This is a genomic window from Streptomyces sp. NPDC104106 (genome assembly GCF_055584345.1).
The window spans coordinates 271,417-291,287 of the sequence record NZ_JBVJMF010000006.1; the positions used below are offsets into that span (position 1 = coordinate 271,417).

Below are 19,871 nucleotides of genomic sequence, written 5' to 3' on the forward strand. Positions count from 1 at the left end.
GACCACTTCGGTCGTCCTGCCCGTTGCAGGTCCACAGGACCAGGGCGTGCCGTCGGCGGTGCCGAGGTCGTAGGCGTGGTCTGCATGTCGAACACAGGCCGATAATCCGAACCCTTCGTGCGCCGGCCGTAGAGCCGGCCGAGGAGGAAGTCAACGGCTGCGGCGGACGCGAACCCGCCGTGCCGGCCGCGTCGTTGGGACCCCGCACGGGGCGCGTTGCCGTCATACTGGGTCATCGTGCGCATTGCGATCATGACGGCCGGATCCCGGGGCGACGTCGCTCCCTACACCGGACTGGGACACCGCCTGGCCCGTGCCGGGCACGAGGTCACCCTGGTCACCCATGCCCGCTTCGAGCCGCTGTCCGAGGGCTCCGGCGTTCGCTTCCATCCGCTGCCGGTCGATCCGCGGGCCGAGCTGGAGTCGCCGCGCGGCCGGGGCCTGCACCGCAGCACCGGCGAGGTGACGAAGCTGGTGCGCCTGGGGGACATGGCGCGCCGGGTGGTCGGGCGGATGACCGAGGATCTGCTCACGGCGGCCCGGGACAGCGAGGCGCTGCTGCTGTCCGCCTCGCTGGCTCCGCTCGGCCATACCATCGCGGAGGGACTGGGCCTGCCCAGCATGGGGGTGTACCTGCAACCCCTCGCCGGGACACGGGAGTTCGCGCCGCCCGTGCTCGGCGGCGGCTCCTGGGGACCGACGGCGAACCGGGTGGCCGGGCACGGGGTGTGCCTCGCCACGGAGCACATCTTCTCGGGTGCCCTGCCCGGGGTGCGCGAGCGGCTGGGGCTGGCGCCGGTGCGCTCCGGTGCCGCGCTGCGGGCCCGGGAGCGGCGGCTCTGGCCGGTACAGCACGGCTTCAGTCCGCTGGTCGTGCCCCGGCCGCGGGACTGGCGGCCGGGGCTGACGGTGAGCGGCTACTGGTGGCCGTACGACACCGAGGACCAACTCCCCGAAGCCGTACGGACGTTTCTCGGATCCGGTCCGGCGCCGGTCTTCGTCGGGCTGGGCAGCGCCACCATGCCGGACGCCCGGCGGGTCAGCGCCCAGGTGGTGGCGGCGCTGCGGCGGGCCGGGCTGCGCGGGGTCATCCAGCGTGGCTGGGGCGGGCTCGCGGCCGACGGCGACGACATGCTGACCATCGGCGACGTGCCGCACGCGCTGCTCTTCCCGCGCATGGCCGCCGTGGTCCACCACGCGGGCGCGGGTACGACGGCGGCGGGGCTGCGTGCCGGGGTGCCCGCCGTGCCGGTGCCGATCCAGTTCGACGCGGGGTTCTGGTCCGCCCGGCTGGTCGCCCTCGGCGTCGCCCCGGCCGCCGTACCGCTGCGCCGCCTGACCGTGGGCGCGCTGGCCTCGGCCCTGACCCTGGCCACGCGCCGGCCCGAGTACCGCGACCGGGCCCGCTCCCTGGGCGCCCGCATCCGCGCCGAGGACGGAGCCGCCCCGGTGCTGGCGGCCGTGGCCCGGCTCGACCCCTGACCCACGCTCGCCACCCCGCCGGCGGGCGTCCCGTTCGCCGAAGACCCCCCTCGGGCGGCTCCGCGCCGCCCACACGCCGCCCACAGGAGGCGAACACCCACCCCAGAGCACGCCCCGCCGCAGCGCACGCCCCTGAGCACGCGCAGCCCACCGAGGACCACCCTCGGACGGCTCCGGCGACCACAACCCCCTGCCGCCCACACGCCCCGCCCAAGAGCACGCCCCGCCGCAGCGCACGCCCCTGAGCACGCGCAGCCCGCACACCGAGGACCACCCTCGGACGGCTCCGGCGACCACAACCCCCTGCCGCCCACACGCCGCCCACAGGAGGCGAACACCCACCCCAGAGCACGCCCCGCCGCAGCGCACGCCCCTGAGCACGCGCAGCCCGCACACCGAGGACCAGCCCGGAGCACGTCGGCGAGCAGCCGGCGGGAGACCGGTTGGCAGACCGCGAGTTGGCCGCGGTGGCCGGAGGGTCAGCCGGTGGTGAGCACCATGCGGAAGCGGGCCTTGCCGGAGAGCATCTTCCGGAAGGCGCCGTCCACGTCCTCCAGCGGGACGTTCTCGGTCATCGGGCGGATGCCGTGCAGGGCGCTGAACTCCATGGTGTCCTGCACGTCCTGCGCGGTGCCGGAGGGGTGGCCGCGCACGACACGGGCGCCCGTGATCAGCTGGAGCGGGCTGATGCCCATGGCCTCCGGATCCGCGCCGATGACCACCAGCTCGCCGCGCGGCGCGAGGCCGTCCACGGTGGCCGTGATGGCCTCGGAGTTCCCGGCGGTGGCCAGCACGACGTTCGCCCCGCCCAGGGACTGCAGCGCCTCGGCGACCGGGGTGCCGGAGGTGCTGTCGACGTAGTGGTGGGCGCCCAGTCGCTTGGCGAAGTCGGCCTTCTCCGGGCCGCGGGCGATCGCCACGGTCTCGAAGCCCATCGCCGCCCCGTACTGCACCCCGAGGTGGCCGAGGCCGCCGAGGCCGAGGACCGCCACCAGGTCCCCCGGCCGGGCGGCGCTGTGCCGCAGCCCGTTGTACGTGGTCACGCCCGCGCAGGCCATGGGGCCGGCGTCGCTCGCCGCGAGCGCCTCCGGGATCCGGGCCAGGGCGTCGACGGGCGCGATCACCTTCTCCGCGAAGCCCCCGTCGTAGGCCCAGCCGGGGACCTGAAGGTTGGCGCACACGATGAAGTCGCCCCGCCGGCAGGGCGTGCAGTGGCCGCAGGCGCCGCCGAACCAGCCGACCGCCACCCGGTCGCCGACCTGCCAGCCCGCGTCCTGCGCGCCCTCGCCGAGCGCCTCGACGCGGCCGGCGATCTCATGCCCGGGGACCTCCGGGAAGGTGATGTGCGGCACCGCGGCGTGCACGAACATGGCGTCGCTGTGGCAGACGCCGCACGCCTCCACGGCGATCCGCACCCGGCCGGGTCCGGGCTCGGGAACCTCGCGCTCGGCCAGTTCGAACGGACCGCCCGCGCTCATCACCTGCGCGACTCGATAGGTATTCATCACACTCTCTCCCGTGTCTCACCTGTGTCTCGCCTGTGTGTCGCGGTGCCTTGGCCGCCGCCGGGCACGGGTACGACCGCCCCCGCACCAGCAGACCAGCTCCGGGCCGATCCCGCGCGCCGAGCGGCGGGAAGCGGCGCCGACCCGGACCCCGCGCACCGGGCGGGGCCCGTGTCATCCCGCCCGGGGACGCCAGTCCTCCGGCCGGAGCATCCCCAGCAGCAGCCGCACCAGCTCCCCCACCACCTCGTCCAGCGTGGCGTCCACCCAGCCGGCGCTCCAGTCGTGCAGGAGGCCGTTGACGCTGCCGATGAAGGCGGTCGCCGCGAGCCGGTAGTCCCGGGGTGCCGCCTCCCCGCGTACGACGGCGGCGTCCGCCTCGGCACGGATGAGGTCGACCCAGCGGGCCCGGCGGGCCAGGCGCTGCTCCTCCAGGCGGGGGCTGACGCCGACGATCTCCACGAAGGCGACGCGGATGCGGCGCGGGTCGGAGGTGACGTCGCGGGCGTAGGCCCGGAAGAGCACCGTGGCCCGCTCGGCCAGGGCCAGCCCGTCCGCCGCGGCGAGGGCGTCCAGCACCGCCTGCTCGGCCCAGCCGTTGACCTTCAGGTGCAGCGCGGCGAGGACGTCCTCCAGGGTGCGGAACTCCTCGTAGAACTGGCGCGTGGACAGGCCGGCGGCCTGGCTGAGCGCGGCGACCGTGGTGGCCCGGTAGCCCGGTGTGCCGCCGAACAGTTCCAGGGCCGCGTCCAGGAAACGCCGGCGCCGCTCGGCCTGCCGTTCCTCGGCGGATCTGCCGCCGTAGCGGCCCGTCGGCGGCTTGAGCCTGCCCGTCACGTCTCCCCCTCCGTCCGGCCCGTCCCCCCAATCTTGTCGTGCACGCATCTTGTCGAGCACCCGATCTCTTCCTTACTTTTCAGTAAGTTCACTGTGAATGCGGCCGTGTTCAGAATTTCCCCGCCCAAGGACCCCCATCCAAGGAAAGAGAGCAGTCATGCCTGCCTCCAGAACCAGGCACCTGTGCTCCATGGCCGCCGCCCTCGCCCTGGCCTTCGCCGGGCCGGCGACCGCCGCCTCCGCCGCCACGGCCGGCTCCGAGGCCCTGCGCGAGGTGCTGTTCGTCGGCAACAACTGGGACGGCACCGCCGATGTCATCACGTCCTCCGGCGACTTCGCGAAGGTCGGCCGGATCAATGTCGTCCCCGACAAGGCGGAGCGGCTGGCGGAGATCAAGGCCGACCCGATCAAGTGGCTCTACTACACGGGCATCCGCAACGAGGTCGGCCAGGGGCACGACCAGTACGTGGACGACATGTACTCCACCCCCGACGGCGGGTCCGTGGTCGTCTCCCGCCCGAGTTTCGCCGACGTCGTCTCCATCGACCTGGCCACCGACAGGATCAACTGGCGCTTCCCGGTCGCCGGTTACCGCGCCGACCACATGGCGGTCTCCCCCGACGGCACCCGGGTCGCGGTCTCGGCGTCGACCGCGAACAAGGTGCAGGTGCTCGACATCGACACCGGCAAGGAACTGGGCGAGTTCGCCACCGGCGACAAGCCGCACGAGAACTTCTTCACCAACGGCGGCACGTACATCTGGAACATGTCCATCGGCGAGGTCACCACCTCCCTGGACGACCCCGCCTGGGACTGGACCAAGGGCGACCGGCACATCACGATCGTCGACGCGACCACGTTCAAGCAGGTCAGGACGATCGACATGCGCCAGCGGCTGGACGCGATCGGGCTGAAGGACTTCTCCAGCGCGGTCCGTCCCGCCGCCTTCACGCCCGACTGGTCCAAGCTGTACTTCCAGGTGTCGTTCTTCAACGGCTTCCTGGAGTACGACGTGGCCTCGGACAAGATCACGCGGGTGGCCACGCTGCCGACGAACCCGGCGACGGACCCGGACCGCACCACCTGGCTGCTGGACTCGCGCCACCACGGCATCTCGATGAATCCCGAGGGCACCAAGCTGTGCGTCGCCGGGACCATGGACGGCTACGCGGCGGTGGTCGACCGGGCCTCCTTCGCCGTCGGCCCGCTCATCACCGCGTCCACCCCCTACTGGGCCACGGTGAGCGGCGACGGCAAGGACTGCGTCATCTCGGAGGCCGGTGCGGACCAGGTCACGGCCATCGACTTCGCCACCGGCCGCAAGGTGCTGTCCGTGCCGGTCGGAGACCATCCGCAGCGGGTGCGGCTGGGACATGTCCCGGCCGACTGGACGGGCCCGAGCGGGAGTTGAGCGGCCGTACGGCCTCCGGGGGAACCCCACTTCCCCCGGAGGCCGTACGGCTCGGACGAGGGGTCTCAGAAGTGCGCCGCCGCCCACGCCGCCAGCTCGGACCCGGCCGCGGTCAGCACGTCCGCCGAGGGTGCCGTCGCCCCGTTGGTCACCAGCGCGTAGTGCAGGACACCGGCGTCCGTGTCGGTGAGCAGCAGGCGGCGGCTGCCGGTGCCGCCCGGTTCGGGCGCCACGGCGACCGGGGTGGCGGTCCCGGCGTAGGCGGGCGGGGCCGTGACCGTGCCGAGGTCGGAGACGACGGTGGTCGACGCGGTCGGGAAGGACGCCGGCAGGTGCAGTTCGGTGGGCGCGGTGCCGGCACCGGAGCGCCAGACCAGCAGCCCGTACTGTCCGGAGCCCACCAGCCGGGCCGTGTTCGGCAGGCTGCCCGGCACCGGGTTCCAGGTGAGGGTGGTGGATCCGTCGCGGGAGCGGTCCTCGTAGGTGAAGGCCAGCGTCGTACCGGCCGTGGCGCTCGGGTAGAGGCGGTCCAGCAGCCGGGCGTCCTGGCGCAGGGCCGCCTTCCCCGAGTCGCCCAGGTCCACGGCGGAGAGGTCCTCGTCGTTCCAGGCGTCGCCGGCGGTGAGCACCTTGCCGGGGTTGCCGTTCATCAGCTCGTGGTGCCGTCCGCTGTAGATGTCCCACTGCCACTGGGTGCCGGACAGGACGGGACCCGAGGTGGACGGGTCCGCCCACCAACCCGCGCCGGGCAGGCGGGAGTCGAGGGCCTGGTACATGGCCTTCAGGACGGTCGGCGCCTTGTCGGACACGGTGCCGGACAGCGGGTGCCCGAACTCGCTGACCACGACCGTGGTCCCGGCGGACGCGGCGCGGTCGCGAACGGCGGCGAAGTCGGAGGCGTACTGGCCGTCGGCCGCCTTGCCCCACATCAGGATCCCGGAGATGGCCTTCTGGTCGTAGAAGTGGGTGTTGAGGACGTACCGGGGGCCGAGGGTGCCCGCGTCCAGCAGGCCGCCCTCCTGCTTCTGGGTGGAGATGTTGGAGTTCCAGAAGAGGTTGGGCTCCACGAAGGCGGGCTTGTCCTGCCAGCCGGCGGCGTCCATGCGGGCGCGGAACCTCACGTAGAACGGCCACAGCACGTCCCGCTCCCAGGTCCGGGAGGTCTGCCCGGAGTCGTAGCTGCCGGCGTAGGGCTCGTTGTACGGGTCGAAGCCGGCGATACCGTCGAACTCCTCGGCGGTCAGGTGCTGTTGCAGGTAGGCCATGGTTGTCTGGGCGGTGGCGAGGAAGGCGTCCTGGAGGCCGTAGGCGTTGTGCCAGAAGTCGTACTGCGCCTTCTGCACCGCCGCGTTCTGGGTGATGTTCTGACCCCAGAAGAGGCACACGCCGCAGGACTCGGCCGGGTAACTCCCTGCGTCGACCGCCCACTTGGGGGCGCCGTCGCCGGTGTACCAGCTGCCGGTGGTGAAGAGGTGGCGGGAGTACAGGTCCTGGTGGAAGTCGGGGAAGACGCGGACGCCCGCGTCCAGGAAGGCGCGCATCTGCTCGGTGACGGCGGCGAGATAGCCGGTGTCCACCTGGCCGCGCACGGGTTCGGCATGGGCCCAGGAGAGCAGGAAGCGGACCGCGTTGCCGCCGCCGAGGGCGCGCAGCGCGGTCGCGGACGTACGGGCGTCGGCGACGGAGGCGAAGGGCAGACCGCTGTTCTCCTCCAGTTTGGTCTCGCCGGAGACGTTGTAGCCGCGCAGGACGATCTCGCGCCCCTGTCCGTCGGTGAAGCGACCCCCCTGTACCGTGAGCGGGGAGCCGTCGAACCAGAGGGAGCCGGCGGGAGGATCCGAGGTGGCGGCGGTGGCGGGCGGGGCGCCCACCACCGTCAGGAATCCGCTGAGGACGACCAGGACAACCAGCAGACGCGCCCGAATGTTGAACATGTACACCACAATCCGCGCGGGGTCCCGGCACCGTCAATACCACCTGACCCACAAGTAAGGTGACGTGACGTCAGCTCACTCCGCCCCGTCCGCCGCCCTGGCGGGCTCCTCCCCCCGTCCTGCGCGTCACGTTCAGCAGGTACTCCGTGCGGTTGAGCGGGTTGTGGTGGGTGCGCGACCGCTCGGGAACGGTGCCCCGGGTGATCGGCGCGTAGTGGCCGAAGGCCGTCTCCAGCTCGCCCTCGCCCCGACTGAGGCCCGGCAGCCGCTGCTCCAGCCCGTGGACCCGGGCACCGCCGGTACCGTGCCCTCCAGCACGGCGGCGACGCGGAGCGCGCCGGTCGACTCCGGTACGGCGCCGAGCCTGGCGAGCGCGGGCAGCAGCACGCCCAGCGTGCCGGCCGGGGCGTCGAGGCGGAAGCGGTGCACCGGCTCGTGCACCACCGTGCCCGCCCGGCGCAGCGCCTCGGTCAGGACCAGCGGGGTCAGGCCCCGGAAGCCGTAACCGGTGCTCGACATGCTCTTGTCGAAGCCCTGGTGGGCGTGGCTCCGCCGGCGCGAGTAGCCGCAGTGCGTCATGGTCACCGCGCAGTCGGGCACCCGCCAGCCGTGCAGGCCCTGGCGAGCGTCTCGCGGACGGCGTCCTCGACGGCCTTGAAGAACGCGTACGGCATCGCGCCCAGCTCCACCTCCAGCCGGAACGCCACGCCCGCGCCGGGGCGGCGCCGGCTCCACGCGCAGGCCGACGGTGGCGAGGAAGGGGTTCGTCGTCCTTGCACCCTTCGACAACGCACCGCTGCGGGGCGGGCACCCCTCAGGCGGCATGGCCTACAGGGCCAGGCGCAGCGCGATGAGCCGTGCCGTCGATTCCTGGACGCAGTCCTCGGCCAGCACCCTGGCCGCATCCCGCGCCCCCTCCTGCACCGCGCCGACGAGCGAGCGGTGCCGATCGGCCACCTCGTCGCGCCAGGCGTCGTCCCCGAGGACGAGACACAGCAGTGACCCGACCTCCGTCTGGAGCTCGATCTGCTCCCGGGTGAGCCGGGCCGACTGCGCGGCTGCGGCCAGCTCCACGTGGAACCGGCCGTAGAGGCGGCTGCGAGCCGCCGCGTCCACGGCCGTCGCGAACTCCTCGAGGGCGCGCCGCAGGTGCTGGAGGCCGTCCGGTTCGGTGCGCTCGGCCGCCAGCCGGGCGGCGGCGCCGGAGACGGCCGCCCAGTGGTCGCCGAGGTCCCGCAGTTCCTCCGTGCTCCAGCCGGCCAGCCGCTGTCTGATCCGCCGCTCGCCCGGGTCCGCGGGCAGCGAGACGAAGCTGCCGCCGCCGCGCCCCCGCCGGGTGGTGACCAGCCCCTGCTGCCGCAGCACCATCAGCGCCTCCCGCAGGGTCACGGTGGACACGCCGAGGTGCCCCGCCAGCTCGGCCTCTCCGGGCAGTTGCTCCCCCTCAGCGAGCAGCCCGAGCTCTATGGCGTCGCCGAGCCGGCGGACGACCGTCTCCACGCGCGCCCGGGTGTCCAACGGAGCGAACACGGCTCTCCGGGCGGCGCCGTCCCTTTCCTGCTTCACGGCCACCACCTTGCGCGTTGACCCAACCTTTACCGTAAGGGGGTCTTGAGCGTTGAACTATGATTCCATATCTTTTCCTCCCTGGATAAGAACGGAAGACCGCTCCAGAAAGGTTCCCGTCCATGGAGGCCAGCGCGGTCCGGCTGCAGGGCCTGCGGAAGGAGTTCGGCGGCACCACCGCCGTGGCCGGAGTCGACCTGGAGGTATCCGACGGACAGTTCTTCTCGATGCTCGGCCCGTCCGGCTCCGGCAAGACGACCGTCCTGCGCATGATCGCGGGCTTCGAGAGCCCCACCTCCGGCACCGTTGAGCTGGCCGGCCAGGACGTCACCGGCCTCCCCCCCTTCGAGCGGGACGTCCACACCGTCTTCCAGGACTACGCGCTCTTCCCGCACATGACCGTCGAGCAGAACGTCGCCTACGGCCTCAAGGTCCGCAAGGTACCCAAGGCCGAACGGCTCCAGCGGGCCCGCAAGGCGCTCGCCGACGTACGCCTGGAAGGCTTCGGCGGACGGCGGCCGAGTCAGCTCTCGGGCGGCCAGCGCCAGCGGGTCGCACTCGCCCGCGCCCTCGTCGGCCGCCCCCGTGTGCTGCTGCTCGACGAACCGCTCGGCGCCCTCGACCTCAAGCTGCGCGAGCAGATGCAGGTCGAGCTCAAGGCCCTCCAGCGCGAGGTCGGGATCACCTTCGTGTTCGTCACCCACGACCAGGAGGAGGCCCTGACGATGAGCGACCGCATCGCCGTCTTCAACCAGGGCCGCATCGAACAGATCGGTACCCCCGCCGAGATCTACGAGCGCCCCGCGACCGCCTTCGCCGCCTCCTTCGTCGGCACCTCGAACCTGCTTCAGGGCGAGGCCGCCGAGCGGGTCACCGGCGCCCCGGGCATGTACAGCATCCGGCCCGAGAAGATCCGGGTGCTCAAGGAGCCCTCCCTCGCGGACGAACCCGAGCACTTCACCGCCACCGGCACCGTCACCGAAGTGGTCTACCTCGGCGACGCCACCCGCTTCCTCGTCGACCTCGACGCGGGCGGCCGCCTCACCGCGCTCCAGCAGAACCTGGAGACCTCCTCCGAGGACGTCGCCGCCTACCGCGGCACCCGGGTGCGCCTGACGTGGCACCGCCGCCACGCCATCCAGGTCCCCGCCGCCCGCTGACCATCCCCCACGCCAGGTCGCCGTCACGTAGGGAGAACGTCGTGCGTCTCACCCGAACCTCCCAAGCCGCCCCGTCTCATTCGTTCGCCTCTCGGGCGCCTGAGTCGGTGTCGGGAGACCGATCGTGCTCAGCACTTCGAGCCTCCGCGCTCCCCCAAGCTCTCGGCTTCGCGCGAGCAGGGGGGACCCCCATGGCCTTTCGCCACCGACGCGCCCCTGCCGCTCTCGTCGCCGCTGCCGCGCTGCTGCTCACGGCCACCGCCTGCGGCTCGGGCGGCTCCTCCTCGTCCGCGGGCCTCAACCCGCCGGACCTGAAGGCGCAGTCGAAGCTGGGCAGGAGCGAGGGACAGGTCAACCTGATCGCCTGGGCCGGCTATGTCGAGGACGGATCGAACGACCCCAAGGCGAACTGGGTCGGTGGCTTCGAGAAGCAGACCGGCTGCCAGGTTCACTCCAAGGTGGCGGCCAGCTCCGACGAGATGGTCAAGCTGATGAAGACCGGCGAGTACGACGCCGTCTCCGCCTCCGGCGACGCCTCCCTGCGCCTGATCGCCTCCGGAGACGCGGCCCCGGTCAACACCGGCCTCGTCCCCAACTACAAGGACGTCTTCGGCGACCTGAAGCTGCAGGCCTGGAACTCCGTCAAGGGCAAGGCATACGGCATCCCGCACGGCCGTGGCGCCAACCTGCTCATGTACAACACGGAGAAGGTCAAGCCCGCGCCGACCTCATGGTCCGCCGTCTTCGACGACGCCGCCAAGTACAAGGGGCACGTGACGGCGTACGACTCCCCGATCTACATCGCCGACGCGGCGCTGTACCTCAAGGCCACCAAGCCCGAATTGAAGATCAAGGACCCGTACGCGCTCGACCAGAAGCAGTTCGACGCGGCCGTCGGCCTGCTGAAGAAGCAGAACGCGAACATCGGCGAGTACTGGGGCGACTACCTCAAGGAGGTCTCCGCGTTCAAGAGCGGCGACTCCGTCGTCGGCACGACCTGGCAGGTCATCGCCAACCTGGCGAAGAGCGAGGGCGCCAAGGTCACTGCCTTCGTGCCCAAGGAGGGTTCGACCGGCTGGTCCGACACCTGGATGCTGTACGCGAAGGCCAAGCACCCCAACTGCGCCTACCAGTGGATGAACTGGATCATCTCGCCGAAGGTGAACGCGCAGGTCGCCGAGTACTTCGGCGAGGCCCCCGCCAACGCCAAGGCGTGCGACCAGACCAGCGACAAGAGCTTCTGCACCACCTTCCACGCCGCCGACACGGCCTACTGGAAGAACATCGCCTTCTGGAACACGCCCATCGAGCAGTGCCTCGACGGCCGCAGCGACGTCACGTGTGTGCCGTACGCCAAGTGGGTCCAGGCCTGGACCGAGATCAAGGGCTGAGGCAAGACGATGACCGCCACCGCGCAGGCCGCCGGACGGGCCCCCGTCCGTCGGCTCGCCGGGATGCTGCACCGCCGCCCCCGGCTGCGGCTGTCCCTGCTGCTCACCGCCCCCCTGCTGTGGCTGGCCGTGCTCTACCTCGGCTCGCTCGCAGTGCTGTTCGCCTCGGCGTTCTGGACGACGAACTCCTTCACCTCCGAGGTGGTGAAGGTCTGGTCGACCGACAACTTCCACGCGCTGCTGACGACCCCCGTCTTCCGCCAGGTCATCTGGCGCAGCATCGTCGTGGCTCTCGCCGTCACCCTCCTGTGCGCCGTGATCGCCTTCCCGGTCGCCTTCTACACGGCGCGCGTCGCGGGGCCCAGGTGGCGCCCCCTGCTGGTGGTCGCGATCCTGACCCCGCTGTGGGCGAGCTACCTGGTCAAGGTGTACGCCTGGCGGCTGATCCTGTCCGAGGGCGGGCTCGCCGACTGGATGCTCAAGCCGTTCGGGCTGAGCGGACCCGGGTTCGGCCTCCCGGCTGCGATCATCACCCTGACGTACCTGTGGCTGCCGTACATGATCCTTCCCATCCACACGGCACTGGCGCAGCTTCCCGCCAACCTGCTGGACGCCTCCGCCGACCTCGGGGCGCGGCCCGGCCGCACCTTCCGCTCGGTCGTACTGCCGATGGTACTGCCGTCAGTCGCCGCCGGCTCGGTCTTCACCTTCTCGCTCAGCCTGGGCGACTACATCACCGTGCAGATCGTCGGGGGCAAGACCCAGCTCATCGGCAACCTCGTCTACTCCAACATCGAGCTCAACCTGCCCATGGCCGCCGCGCTGGGCACCGTTCCGGTGGTGGTCATCGTGCTGTACCTGCTGGCCATGCGCCGCACCGGCGCGCTCAGCAGCCTCTAGAACAGGTCCGCTGTCATGCAACTGTCCCGTTCCGCACGCATCGTGCTGCGCGTTGCCGCCGGGCTCGGCTTCGCGGTCGTCTACGTCCCGCTCACGCTGGTCCTGGTCAACTCCTTCAACCCGGACCACAGCGCGAGCTGGCCCCCGCCCGGGTGGACCGTCCACTGGTGGTCGGTGGCCTGGGAGAACGCGGGCGCCCGCAACGCGCTGTGGGTCTCGGTGAAGGCGGGCCTCGGCGCCACGGCCGTCGCCCTGGTGCTGGGCACGCTGATCGCCTTCGCAGTGGCCCGGCACCGCTTCTTCGGCCGGGGCACCGTGTCGTTCGTGGTCGTCCTGCCGATCGCGCTGCCCGGCATCGTCACCGGCATCGCGCTCAACTCGGCGTTCAGCACGGTCCTGCAGCCGCTCGGCGTGGGTCTCGGCCTGTTCACCGTGATCGTCGGGCACGCCACCTTCTGCATCGTCGTCGTCTTCAACAACGTAGTCGCACGGCTGCGCCGCACCTCCGGCTCCTACGAGGAAGCGGCGATGGACCTCGGGGCCGACACCTTCCGCGCCTTCGTCGACATCACCTTCCCGTTGGTGCGCTCGGCGCTGTTCGCGGGCGGGCTGCTCGCGTTCGCGCTGTCCTTCGACGAGATCGTGGTGACGACGTTCACCGCGGGCCCCGGCATCGAGACCCTGCCGATCTGGATCTTCAACAACATGACGCGCCCGCAACAGGCGCCCGTGGTCAACGTCGTGGCGGCCGTCCTGGTCCTGCTGTCGGTGATCCCGATCTACGTCGCCCAGCGCCTGTCGGCGGACACGGCGACGGCAAGCCGGATCTAGGACATCGTGTTGTCGTTCGCCGAGGTCGCCGGCACGTCCTGGATCACGTCGCAGTGCTCCACGATCTTCCCGTTCCGCACCCGGAAGAGATCCACGATCGCCTGACCACGCTCCCCCGGCGCGTTCACGTAGTGGCTGCGGAAGAGGTCCGTGCACCTACACCCTCACCTCGGCGCCCGGAACCAGCCCTGCCTCCGCCCCGATGGGAGAGCGGTACACGGCATACACCGGCGCACTCCTCGACGCCCTGACCACCGCCGCACCGCTGTCCCTGGACCAACTGCACGAGCGGGGGCGCCGCGGCCAATGCCGCCAAGCGGCTCGCGGCAACTCCCTGATGCCCCTATGTTCGTCATAGCTGCGGCATCAGGGGCGCTGAGGCATCAGGCTGCTGGTGGCGCGTGACCATGTCGGCGCGGATCAGGTGGTACACCTCGCGGGCTGTAGTTGCTCGACGCGTCTGTCAGAGTCGTGGTCATGGGCTCGACGTCCGTCACCACGGTCGCCGTTCCTTCGGGTAGCTGCTGAAGCCGGGGCCGCCGCGGGTGGACGACGGCCTGCCGCTGCGGCCCAAGCCCACCGGCATCCGCCAGCCCGAAGACCCGCTCACCGCCGAGGAGGTCGAACTGCGCGAACGGCTCCAGGCCCAGCCCCACCCGAACGCCGAGACCCGCAGCTCACCGCCATGATCAAGCGCTTGGCGCCAACGGCTGTACCGCGGGTCAGACCGTGCTAGTGCTGTGACCGGGATGGCTCACCGTGATCGGAAGGCGGCTCGCGGGACGAGCGCACGCGAGACGGCTGGTATTACTGGGGCATGCAGGAAGAGATTGCACGCTCCGCGATCGACACGTTCATCTCCGCGTTCAACGCCTCGGACGACAGCTATGTGACTGCCCTGCTCTCCCAGGCTCTGACCTCAGACGTGGTCTTCTGGGGGCCGTTGGGTCGCAGCGAAGGAATCGCGGCGGTCGAGCGGTTCGTGCTGGACATCCGGCGCCACCCGGCGGGGACCGGCACGATGGTGCGCTGCTCGGCGGTGGACATGCCTGACGAGTGGGCCCGGTACCAGTGGGTCTTCACCACGCCGGATGGAGGTCCCCGCCTGGCGGGAACGGACGTCGTCCATCTGCGGCGGAGCCTCATCGACCAGGTCATCGTCTTTGCGGGGGAGATCGAACCGTCCGCCTCCTGAGTCATCCTTCTGTCCCTGTCCTTCTCCTGAACTCGCCCCCTTCGGCGCTCGGGGGCTGCGGTTCGCGGTCGGTCAGGCTGCGGTGTTGAGGGGGCGTCCGCCCCAGCGGATGCCCTTCTCGCTGCGGACGCGAGCGCGTTCCTTGCGTCCGCGCTGGCGTTGCGCGCCGCGCGGTCTTCACGTGCCTTGCGCGAAGATCCACCGTGACAACGCCAAGGCGGACAAGGAGACCGCGGAGGCCAAGCTCGCGGCTGCGGTGAAGGCGGAGGGTGATGCGAAGGCGGCCGCCGCCGACACCCACGCCAAGCGGCTCGACGCCGAGGCCCGGGAAAGGACCGCCAAAGCGGAGAAGGAGACGGCGGCCGCGAAGCAGGCCGAGGCCGCCAACGACAGGAAGAGCGCCGAAGCCGCGGCGGGCAAGGCCAAGGACGCCAAGGACAAGGCCGACGCCGCCGAGAAGACCGCCGCGGACAAGCGGGACGCGGCCGTCACAGCGCGCGACCACGCCAAGGCCATGCGAGACGACGCCTGGGACGCCGAGCAGAAGGCGGACGCCGCCCGCGCCAAGGCCGACGCCAAGGACGCCTACGCCGACAAGGTCGCCTCCACAGACGCGGCCGGTGCCGCCCGCGCCGCGGCAACGCCCTCGGGCAGCAGCCCCTCCAGCAACTCGCCCGGCACCACGTCGTCGTCCACATCGCCTCCCGCCACCCGCCCAGCGGCACGGACTCCCACTCTGTGCCGCCACACCCCTCCACGATCAGTACCGCCCGCACCCACGCCGTCCCCCACCCTTTGTCCGGGACGCTATAGCGTGCATCCACGCGGTCCACCCCGCGGACCACCTCCTCCAAGCCACTGCCGGGAGGCAGAAGAACAACTCCCCCACCTTCCGATGCTTCAGCTCCGCGGGCCTCCGCGTAGGGGAATGAATCTGCTCGTGCACGGGGTAGACGTCATCAACGTGGGGAGGCCCAGCCGCGCAGGGTGCGTATCAGAACCCGGTCTGCGCCTGGCCCCCCTCGACGGCCGAGACGACCAGGACCGCGCCGTCGAGGATGCCGAGCACACGCTCGACCTCGGCGATGAATTCCGGGTGGCCCGGGGTGTCGACGAGATTGACGGTGACGCCGTCGAGCGGGAACGACACGACGGCGGACTTGATCGCGATGCCGCGCCGGCGTTCCAGCGCGAGGGTGTCGGTGCGGGTGCTGCCGTCGTCGACGCTGCCGGGTTCGTCGATGGCCCCGGCCGTGTGCAGCAGCCGTTCGGTCAGGCTGGTCTTACCGGCGTCGACATGCGCGCCGCGCGCATCGCCGGTCCTCTCCGTGTGACACGGGGTCGCCGAGCAGTGCAGCGGGAACGGCCCGGCGACAGCAATGGATCAACTTTCGACGAAGCCCCTGCGCAGCGCTCGCCGCTCCCCCGGCGGGGTCGTAAGGTGACGTACACCGCGAAAGGTCGCGTTCTCCCCTCTCCGGTACGGTTGGAGGGCCGATGACCCGTATCTGCGTGAACGTGGACGGCACGACGTACGAGGACGAGGACGAGGTCGAACCCCGCCTGTTCCTCGCCCACTACCTGCGCGACCGCCTCGGTCTGACCGGCACCCCGATCGGCTGTGACACCTCGAACTGCGGGGCCTGCACGGTCGACCTGGACGGGGCGAGCGCCAAGAGCTGTTCGGTGCTCGCCGTCCAGACCGACGGGTGCCGGGTGGCCACGGTCCAGGGGCTCGCGCGGGACGGCGCCGGGACGGCGCTGCAGCGGGTGTTCCACGAGCAGCACGCCCTGCAGTGCGGCTACTGCACCCCGGGCATGATCATGGCGGCGCGCGATCTGCTCCGCGAGAACCCGCACCCGTCGCCCGAGGAGATCCGGCAGGGCCTGGAGGGCAACCTCTGCCGCTGCACCGGCTACCAGAACATCGTGCGCGCGGTGCTCGCCGCCGCGGCCGCCCAGGAGGCCGCCCCCGGCCGCGAGCGGCAGGCCGGCGAGGAGGTCACGGCATGACCGAGCAGGCCGTCGCCCACGAGGTCGGCCGCCCGAGGCCGCGCAAGGAGGACGCGCGGCTGATCACCGGCGAGACCAGAAGCGGCGCTGCCTCTACCACATGGTTCGACCATCCGTCCTTCGTCCGCGAACCGGCCATCGTGCGGCGCCGGTTGCCGGGGGTGTCGGCGCGGCTCGCGGAGCAGGTGACAGCGCTGGTGCAGGCCCTGCGGGGCGCGGACCTCGTCAAGCCGCCCGGGGTGGCCGAGACTCTCGACTGGGCCGAGGCCCTCGACGCCCTCGGCGCGAGCGAGGTGGACGCGGAGCTGGCGGTGGCGACGCTGGGCTCGGTGCTGAAGTACCGCGAGGACACGGACCGGGCGCGGGGGCTGGACATCGCCGCGGTGCTCGCGGCGCGGGGCGGGTGAGCGGGATGGGCGCGTACGGGAGCGGGGCCGGTGCCGGGCGGATGGGCCCCGACGCCGTGCTGCTCGGTTTCGTACGGGCCCTGCGGGCGGCCGGTGTCGAGGCGAGCACCGAGCGCCTGCACGCGTTCCTGCGTGCCGTGGCCGTGCTGCGGCCGGGAGTGCGGGCGGACGTGTACGAGGCGGGGCGGGCGACGCTGTGCGGCGGGCACGACGATCTGGAGCGGTACGAGCGGGTGTTCGCCGCGTACTTCGGGTCCGCCGAGGAGCATGCGCCGCGTGCGGTGCGGGCCGCCCCCGCGCCCCGGCTCCGGTTCGTCGCGCGGGAGGCGGCCGTGGGCGCGGGGACGCCGGGCGCGGAGGAACCGCCCGGGCCGCCGGCCGCCGTGCTCGCCAGCTCCGCGGAGGTGCTGCGGCATCGTGACGTGGCGACGCTCGACGTCGCCGAACGCGGCCAACTGCGGCGTCTGCTGGCCGCGTTCGCCCTGGAGGGGCAGGCGCGTCGCTCGGCGCGTCGCCGGCCCGCCCGGCGCGGGGAGGTCGATCCGCGGCGCACCGTACGGGAGTTGCTGCGCCGGGGCGGCGAGCCGGCCCGGCTGCGGCGGCACGCGCGCGTGGCGCGGCCCCGCCGGGTGGTGCTGCTGGTGGACGTGAGCGGTTCCATGGCGCCGTACGCCGACGCGCTGCTGCGGTTCGCGCACGCGGCGGTGCGCACGGGCCGTACGGAGGTGTTCACCATCGGCACCCGGCTGACCCGGGTGACCCGCGAACTCTCGCACCGGGATCCGGATGTGGCGATGGCGGCCGTCGCCGCGGCCGTACCGGACTGGCGCGGCGGCACCCGGCTCGGCGAGCTGCTGCGGGAGTTCCTGAACCGGTGGGGGCAGCGCGGGATGGCGCGCGGCGCGGTCGTCGTGCTGCTCTCGGACGGCTGGGAGCGCGGCGATCCGGAACTGCTGGGCCGGCAGATGCGCCGGCTGCACGCGCTGGCACACCAGGTGATCTGGGCCAAAGCCCGCAAGGCACGCCCCGGTTACGCCCCCCTGGCCGCCGGCATGTCCGCAGCCCTGCCCAGCGTGGACGCCTTCGTCGCGGGCAACAGCCTGGCGGCTCTGGAGCGGCTGGCGGCGGTGGTACGGGGTGCGGAGGCGGGCGGCGCGGACACGGTGAGTCTGGTGGGCGGGCGGAGCGGCGTGGGAGGGGCGAGCCTGGCAGCACCCGCGAGCGGTGCGGCTGCGGCGGCCGGCGCGGACAGGGTGGCCGGTGCGGGCCCCGCCACCGGAGCGCCCCCGGCAAGGGATGCGCGCGCGGCGAGCGGTACGGCCGGCGCGGACCACGTGAGCGGTGCTGGGCGGCCGGCAGGCGGGGAGGGGCCGTCAGGAGATTCGGGGGCGGTGGGAGGAGTGGAGCGTGCGTGAGATCTTGCCGGCGCTGGCGCGTTGGCACGCGGCCGGGGTGCCGTTCGGACTGGCCACGGTCGTCGCCGTCAGCCGCAGCGCGCCGCGCGGGCCTGGTGCCGCGATGGCGGTGGGCCCGGGCGACGAGGTGGTGGGCAGCGTGTCCGGGGGCTGTGTCGAGGGGGCGGTGTTCGAGCTGGCGCGGGAGGTCGTGGCGAGCGGCGAGGCACGCCTCGCCACCTTCGGCTACAGCGACGCCGACGCGTTCGCGGTCGGGCTCACCTGCGGCGGCGAGATCACCTTGCTCGTACGGCCGGTGACCGCCGCGTCGGACCCGGCGTTCGGCGCGGTCGCCGCCTCCGTCGGCACGGGCGAACCGGTGACCGTGGCCACGGTGGTGGACGGGCCCGCACCGCGCGGCGCCACGCGCGCGGTCTGGCCGGACCGGGCGGACGGCACGCTCGGCGCGAGCGGCCTGGACGTCGCGGTCACCGCCGACGCGCGGGGCGAACTCGCCCTCGGCGCCTCGGCGCTCCGGCACTACGGGCCGCACGGCGAGCGCCGCGAGGACGCCGTCACCGTGTTCCTGCAGTCGTTCGCGCCGCCGCCGCGCATGCTGGTCTTCGGCGCGATCGACTACGCGGCCGCGGTGGCCCGCGTCGGCGACTTCCTCGGCTACCGCGTGACCGTGTGCGACGCCCGCCCGGTCTTCGCCACGCCCAAGCGCTTCCCGGCCGCCGTCGAGGTCGTGGCCGACTGGCCGCACCGCTACCTCGCGGGCACCGAGACCGACGCGCGCACGGTGATCTGCGTCCTCACCCACGACCCGAAGTTCGACGTACCGCTGCTCCAGGAGGCCCTGCGCCGGCCGGCCGCCTACATCGGGGCGATGGGCAGCCGCAAGACGCACGACGAGCGGCGCGCCCGGCTCACCGAGGCCGGGCTGACCGAGGTCGAACTGTCCCGGCTGCGCTCACCGCTCGGGCTCGACCTCGGGGCGCGCACCCCCGAGGAGGTCGCGGTGTCCGTCGCCGCCGAGATCGTCGCCCTGCGCTGGGGCGGCACCGGCGCCCCGCTGACCACCACCGCCGGCGCCATCCACCCGCCCGCCGCCCGGCGGAGCCCGACCCGGCCGTGAGGAGCAGGGGCATGGAACTGCACCACGAGTTCACCGTCCCCGTCCCGCTCGACGAGGCCTGGCACGCGCTCCTCGACATCGAGCGGATCGCCCCGTGCCTGCCGGGCGCGACGGTGGAGGACCACGACGGCAGGACCGTGACCGGATCGGTGAAGGTGAAGGTCGGCCCGGTCACCGTCGCCTACCGGGGCACGGCGGTCTTCGAGGAACAGGACGACGCGGCGCACCGCCTGGTGCTCGTGGCCGGCGGCCGAGACCCGGGGCCAGGGCACGGCCAGGGCGAGGGTCACCGGCTTCCTGAGCGAACGCGACGGCGGTACGGCGGTGTCCGTCCACACGGACCTGACGGTGACCGGCCGACCGGCGCAGTTCGGGCGAGGGGTGCTGGCGGAGGTGGGCGACCGGTTGGTCGGCCGGTTCGCGGACTGCCTGGCGGACCGGCTGACCGCCCGCCCCGGACCCGCCGCCCAACCCGAACCCGCCGCCCGCCCCGAGCCCGCCGCCGATGCCGAGCCCGCTGCCGGACCCGGGCAGCGGCCCGCGCCCGAAGCGCCGCCCCTCCACCTCGTGCGCACCGCGGGGCTGCCGTTGGCGAAGCGGGCCGCGCTGGTCGCGACGGCGCTGGCCGCCCTGGCGTGCGCGGCGAGACGCCTGCTGCGACGAGGGCGAAGAGTCCGCGCCTGTCGACGCCGGTGGCAGTGACTCCG

Annotated in this window: 15 protein-coding genes and 5 pseudogenes; 13 read left to right on the forward strand and 7 right to left on the reverse strand. The window is 72.6% G+C overall.

Annotation, left to right across the window (positions count from 1 at the left end; genetic code table 11):
• The first annotated feature begins 252 nt into the window (after positions 1–252).
• Complete coding sequence (locus tag ACZ60X_RS17080; protein WP_469599237.1) at positions 253–1,482, forward strand: glycosyltransferase; 1,230 nt, start codon at positions 253–255, stop codon at positions 1,480–1,482.
• A gap of 479 nt (positions 1,483–1,961) precedes the next feature.
• On the opposite strand, the gene ACZ60X_RS17085 is transcribed toward ACZ60X_RS17080, so the two are convergent.
• Together ACZ60X_RS17085 and ACZ60X_RS17090 are read right to left on the reverse strand one after the other, a co-directional pair.
• Entirely contained in the window at positions 1,962–2,987 is a 1,026-nt protein-coding gene (locus ACZ60X_RS17085; protein ID WP_469598935.1) for an alcohol dehydrogenase catalytic domain-containing protein, read from the reverse strand.
• A 174-nt stretch (positions 2,988–3,161) separates the two neighbouring features.
• Positions 3,162–3,824 carry a TetR/AcrR family transcriptional regulator gene (locus tag ACZ60X_RS17090; RefSeq protein WP_469598937.1) on the reverse strand — a complete coding sequence of 221 codons (663 nt, stop codon included), beginning with the start codon at positions 3,822–3,824 and terminating at the stop codon, positions 3,162–3,164.
• Between the two features lie 157 nt (positions 3,825–3,981).
• Here ACZ60X_RS17090 and ACZ60X_RS17095 point away from each other — a divergent pair, with 157 nt between their 5' ends.
• On the forward strand, positions 3,982–5,235 hold the full coding sequence (locus tag ACZ60X_RS17095; protein WP_469598939.1) for a YncE family protein: 1,254 nt from the start codon (positions 3,982–3,984) through the stop codon (positions 5,233–5,235).
• 65 nt (positions 5,236–5,300) lie between these two features.
• Here ACZ60X_RS17095 and ACZ60X_RS17100 read toward each other — a convergent pair whose 3' ends face one another.
• From ACZ60X_RS17100 to ACZ60X_RS17110, 3 genes and pseudogenes are all read right to left on the reverse strand, one after another.
• Complete coding sequence (locus ACZ60X_RS17100; RefSeq protein WP_469598942.1) at positions 5,301–7,169, reverse strand: cellulase family glycosylhydrolase; 1,869 nt, start codon at positions 7,167–7,169, stop codon at positions 5,301–5,303.
• 70 nt (positions 7,170–7,239) lie between these two features.
• A pseudogene (locus ACZ60X_RS17105) lies at positions 7,240–7,937 on the reverse strand (GTP-binding protein); the annotation flags it as partial.
• A gap of 60 nt (positions 7,938–7,997) precedes the next feature.
• Positions 7,998–8,735 carry a FadR/GntR family transcriptional regulator gene (locus ACZ60X_RS17110; protein ID WP_469598944.1) on the reverse strand — a complete coding sequence of 246 codons (738 nt, stop codon included), beginning with the start codon at positions 8,733–8,735 and terminating at the stop codon, positions 7,998–8,000.
• 122 nt (positions 8,736–8,857) lie between these two features.
• On the opposite strand from ACZ60X_RS17110, the gene ACZ60X_RS17115 reads away from it, so the two are divergent.
• The 4 genes from ACZ60X_RS17115 (at position 8,858) to ACZ60X_RS17130 (ending at position 13,017) form a co-directional block, all read left to right on the forward strand.
• Positions 8,858–9,895 (forward strand): ABC transporter ATP-binding protein, encoded by a 1,038-nt coding sequence (locus ACZ60X_RS17115; protein ID WP_469598946.1) that lies wholly within the window; start codon positions 8,858–8,860, stop codon positions 9,893–9,895.
• A 191-nt stretch (positions 9,896–10,086) separates the two neighbouring features.
• A complete protein-coding gene (locus ACZ60X_RS17120; RefSeq protein ID WP_469598948.1) occupies positions 10,087–11,286 on the forward strand; it encodes an ABC transporter substrate-binding protein in 1,200 nt (399 codons plus the stop codon).
• 9 nt (positions 11,287–11,295) lie between these two features.
• Positions 11,296–12,186, forward strand: coding sequence for an ABC transporter permease (locus ACZ60X_RS17125; RefSeq protein WP_469598950.1), 891 nt, complete (start codon positions 11,296–11,298; stop codon positions 12,184–12,186).
• A 15-nt stretch (positions 12,187–12,201) separates the two neighbouring features.
• Complete coding sequence (locus ACZ60X_RS17130) at positions 12,202–13,017, forward strand: ABC transporter permease (RefSeq protein ID WP_469598952.1); 816 nt, start codon at positions 12,202–12,204, stop codon at positions 13,015–13,017.
• Here the strand turns inward: ACZ60X_RS17130 and ACZ60X_RS17135 are convergent.
• Positions 13,014–13,154, reverse strand: a pseudogene (locus ACZ60X_RS17135) (nuclear transport factor 2 family protein); the annotation flags it as partial. The gene ACZ60X_RS17130 and the pseudogene ACZ60X_RS17135 sit on opposite strands and share 4 nt — an antisense overlap.
• Before the next feature lie 408 nt (positions 13,155–13,562).
• On the opposite strand from ACZ60X_RS17135, the gene ACZ60X_RS17140 reads away from it, so the two are divergent.
• Positions 13,563–13,706 carry a hypothetical protein gene (locus ACZ60X_RS17140; protein WP_469598954.1) on the forward strand — a complete coding sequence of 48 codons (144 nt, stop codon included), beginning with the start codon at positions 13,563–13,565 and terminating at the stop codon, positions 13,704–13,706.
• A 128-nt stretch (positions 13,707–13,834) separates the two neighbouring features.
• Positions 13,835–14,212 (forward strand): hypothetical protein, encoded by a 378-nt coding sequence (locus ACZ60X_RS17145; RefSeq protein WP_030825962.1) that lies wholly within the window; start codon positions 13,835–13,837, stop codon positions 14,210–14,212.
• A 1,003-nt stretch (positions 14,213–15,215) separates the two neighbouring features.
• On the opposite strand, the pseudogene ACZ60X_RS17150 reads toward ACZ60X_RS17145, so the two are convergent.
• Positions 15,216–15,569, reverse strand: a pseudogene (locus ACZ60X_RS17150) (GTP-binding protein); the annotation flags it as partial.
• Positions 15,570–15,709: 140 nt separating this feature from the next.
• Here ACZ60X_RS17150 and ACZ60X_RS17155 point away from each other — a divergent pair.
• From ACZ60X_RS17155 to ACZ60X_RS17175, 5 genes and pseudogenes are all read left to right on the forward strand, one after another.
• The gene (locus tag ACZ60X_RS17155; protein ID WP_469598957.1) at positions 15,710–16,225 is read left to right on the forward strand and encodes a (2Fe-2S)-binding protein; all 516 of its coding nucleotides are present in this window, start codon (positions 15,710–15,712) and stop codon (positions 16,223–16,225) included.
• 79 nt (positions 16,226–16,304) lie between these two features.
• Positions 16,305–16,632: pseudogene (locus ACZ60X_RS17160) on the forward strand (AAA family ATPase); the annotation flags it as partial.
• Positions 16,633–16,637: 5 nt separating this feature from the next.
• Positions 16,638–18,047, forward strand: coding sequence for a vWA domain-containing protein (locus tag ACZ60X_RS17165; protein ID WP_469598959.1), 1,410 nt, complete (start codon positions 16,638–16,640; stop codon positions 18,045–18,047).
• A complete protein-coding gene (locus ACZ60X_RS17170) occupies positions 18,040–19,164 on the forward strand; it encodes an XdhC family protein (protein ID WP_469598961.1) in 1,125 nt (374 codons plus the stop codon). The genes ACZ60X_RS17165 and ACZ60X_RS17170 overlap by 8 nt, the downstream gene beginning before the upstream one ends.
• A gap of 11 nt (positions 19,165–19,175) precedes the next feature.
• A pseudogene (locus tag ACZ60X_RS17175) lies at positions 19,176–19,866 on the forward strand (SRPBCC family protein).
• Positions 19,867–19,871: the final 5 nt, after the last annotated feature.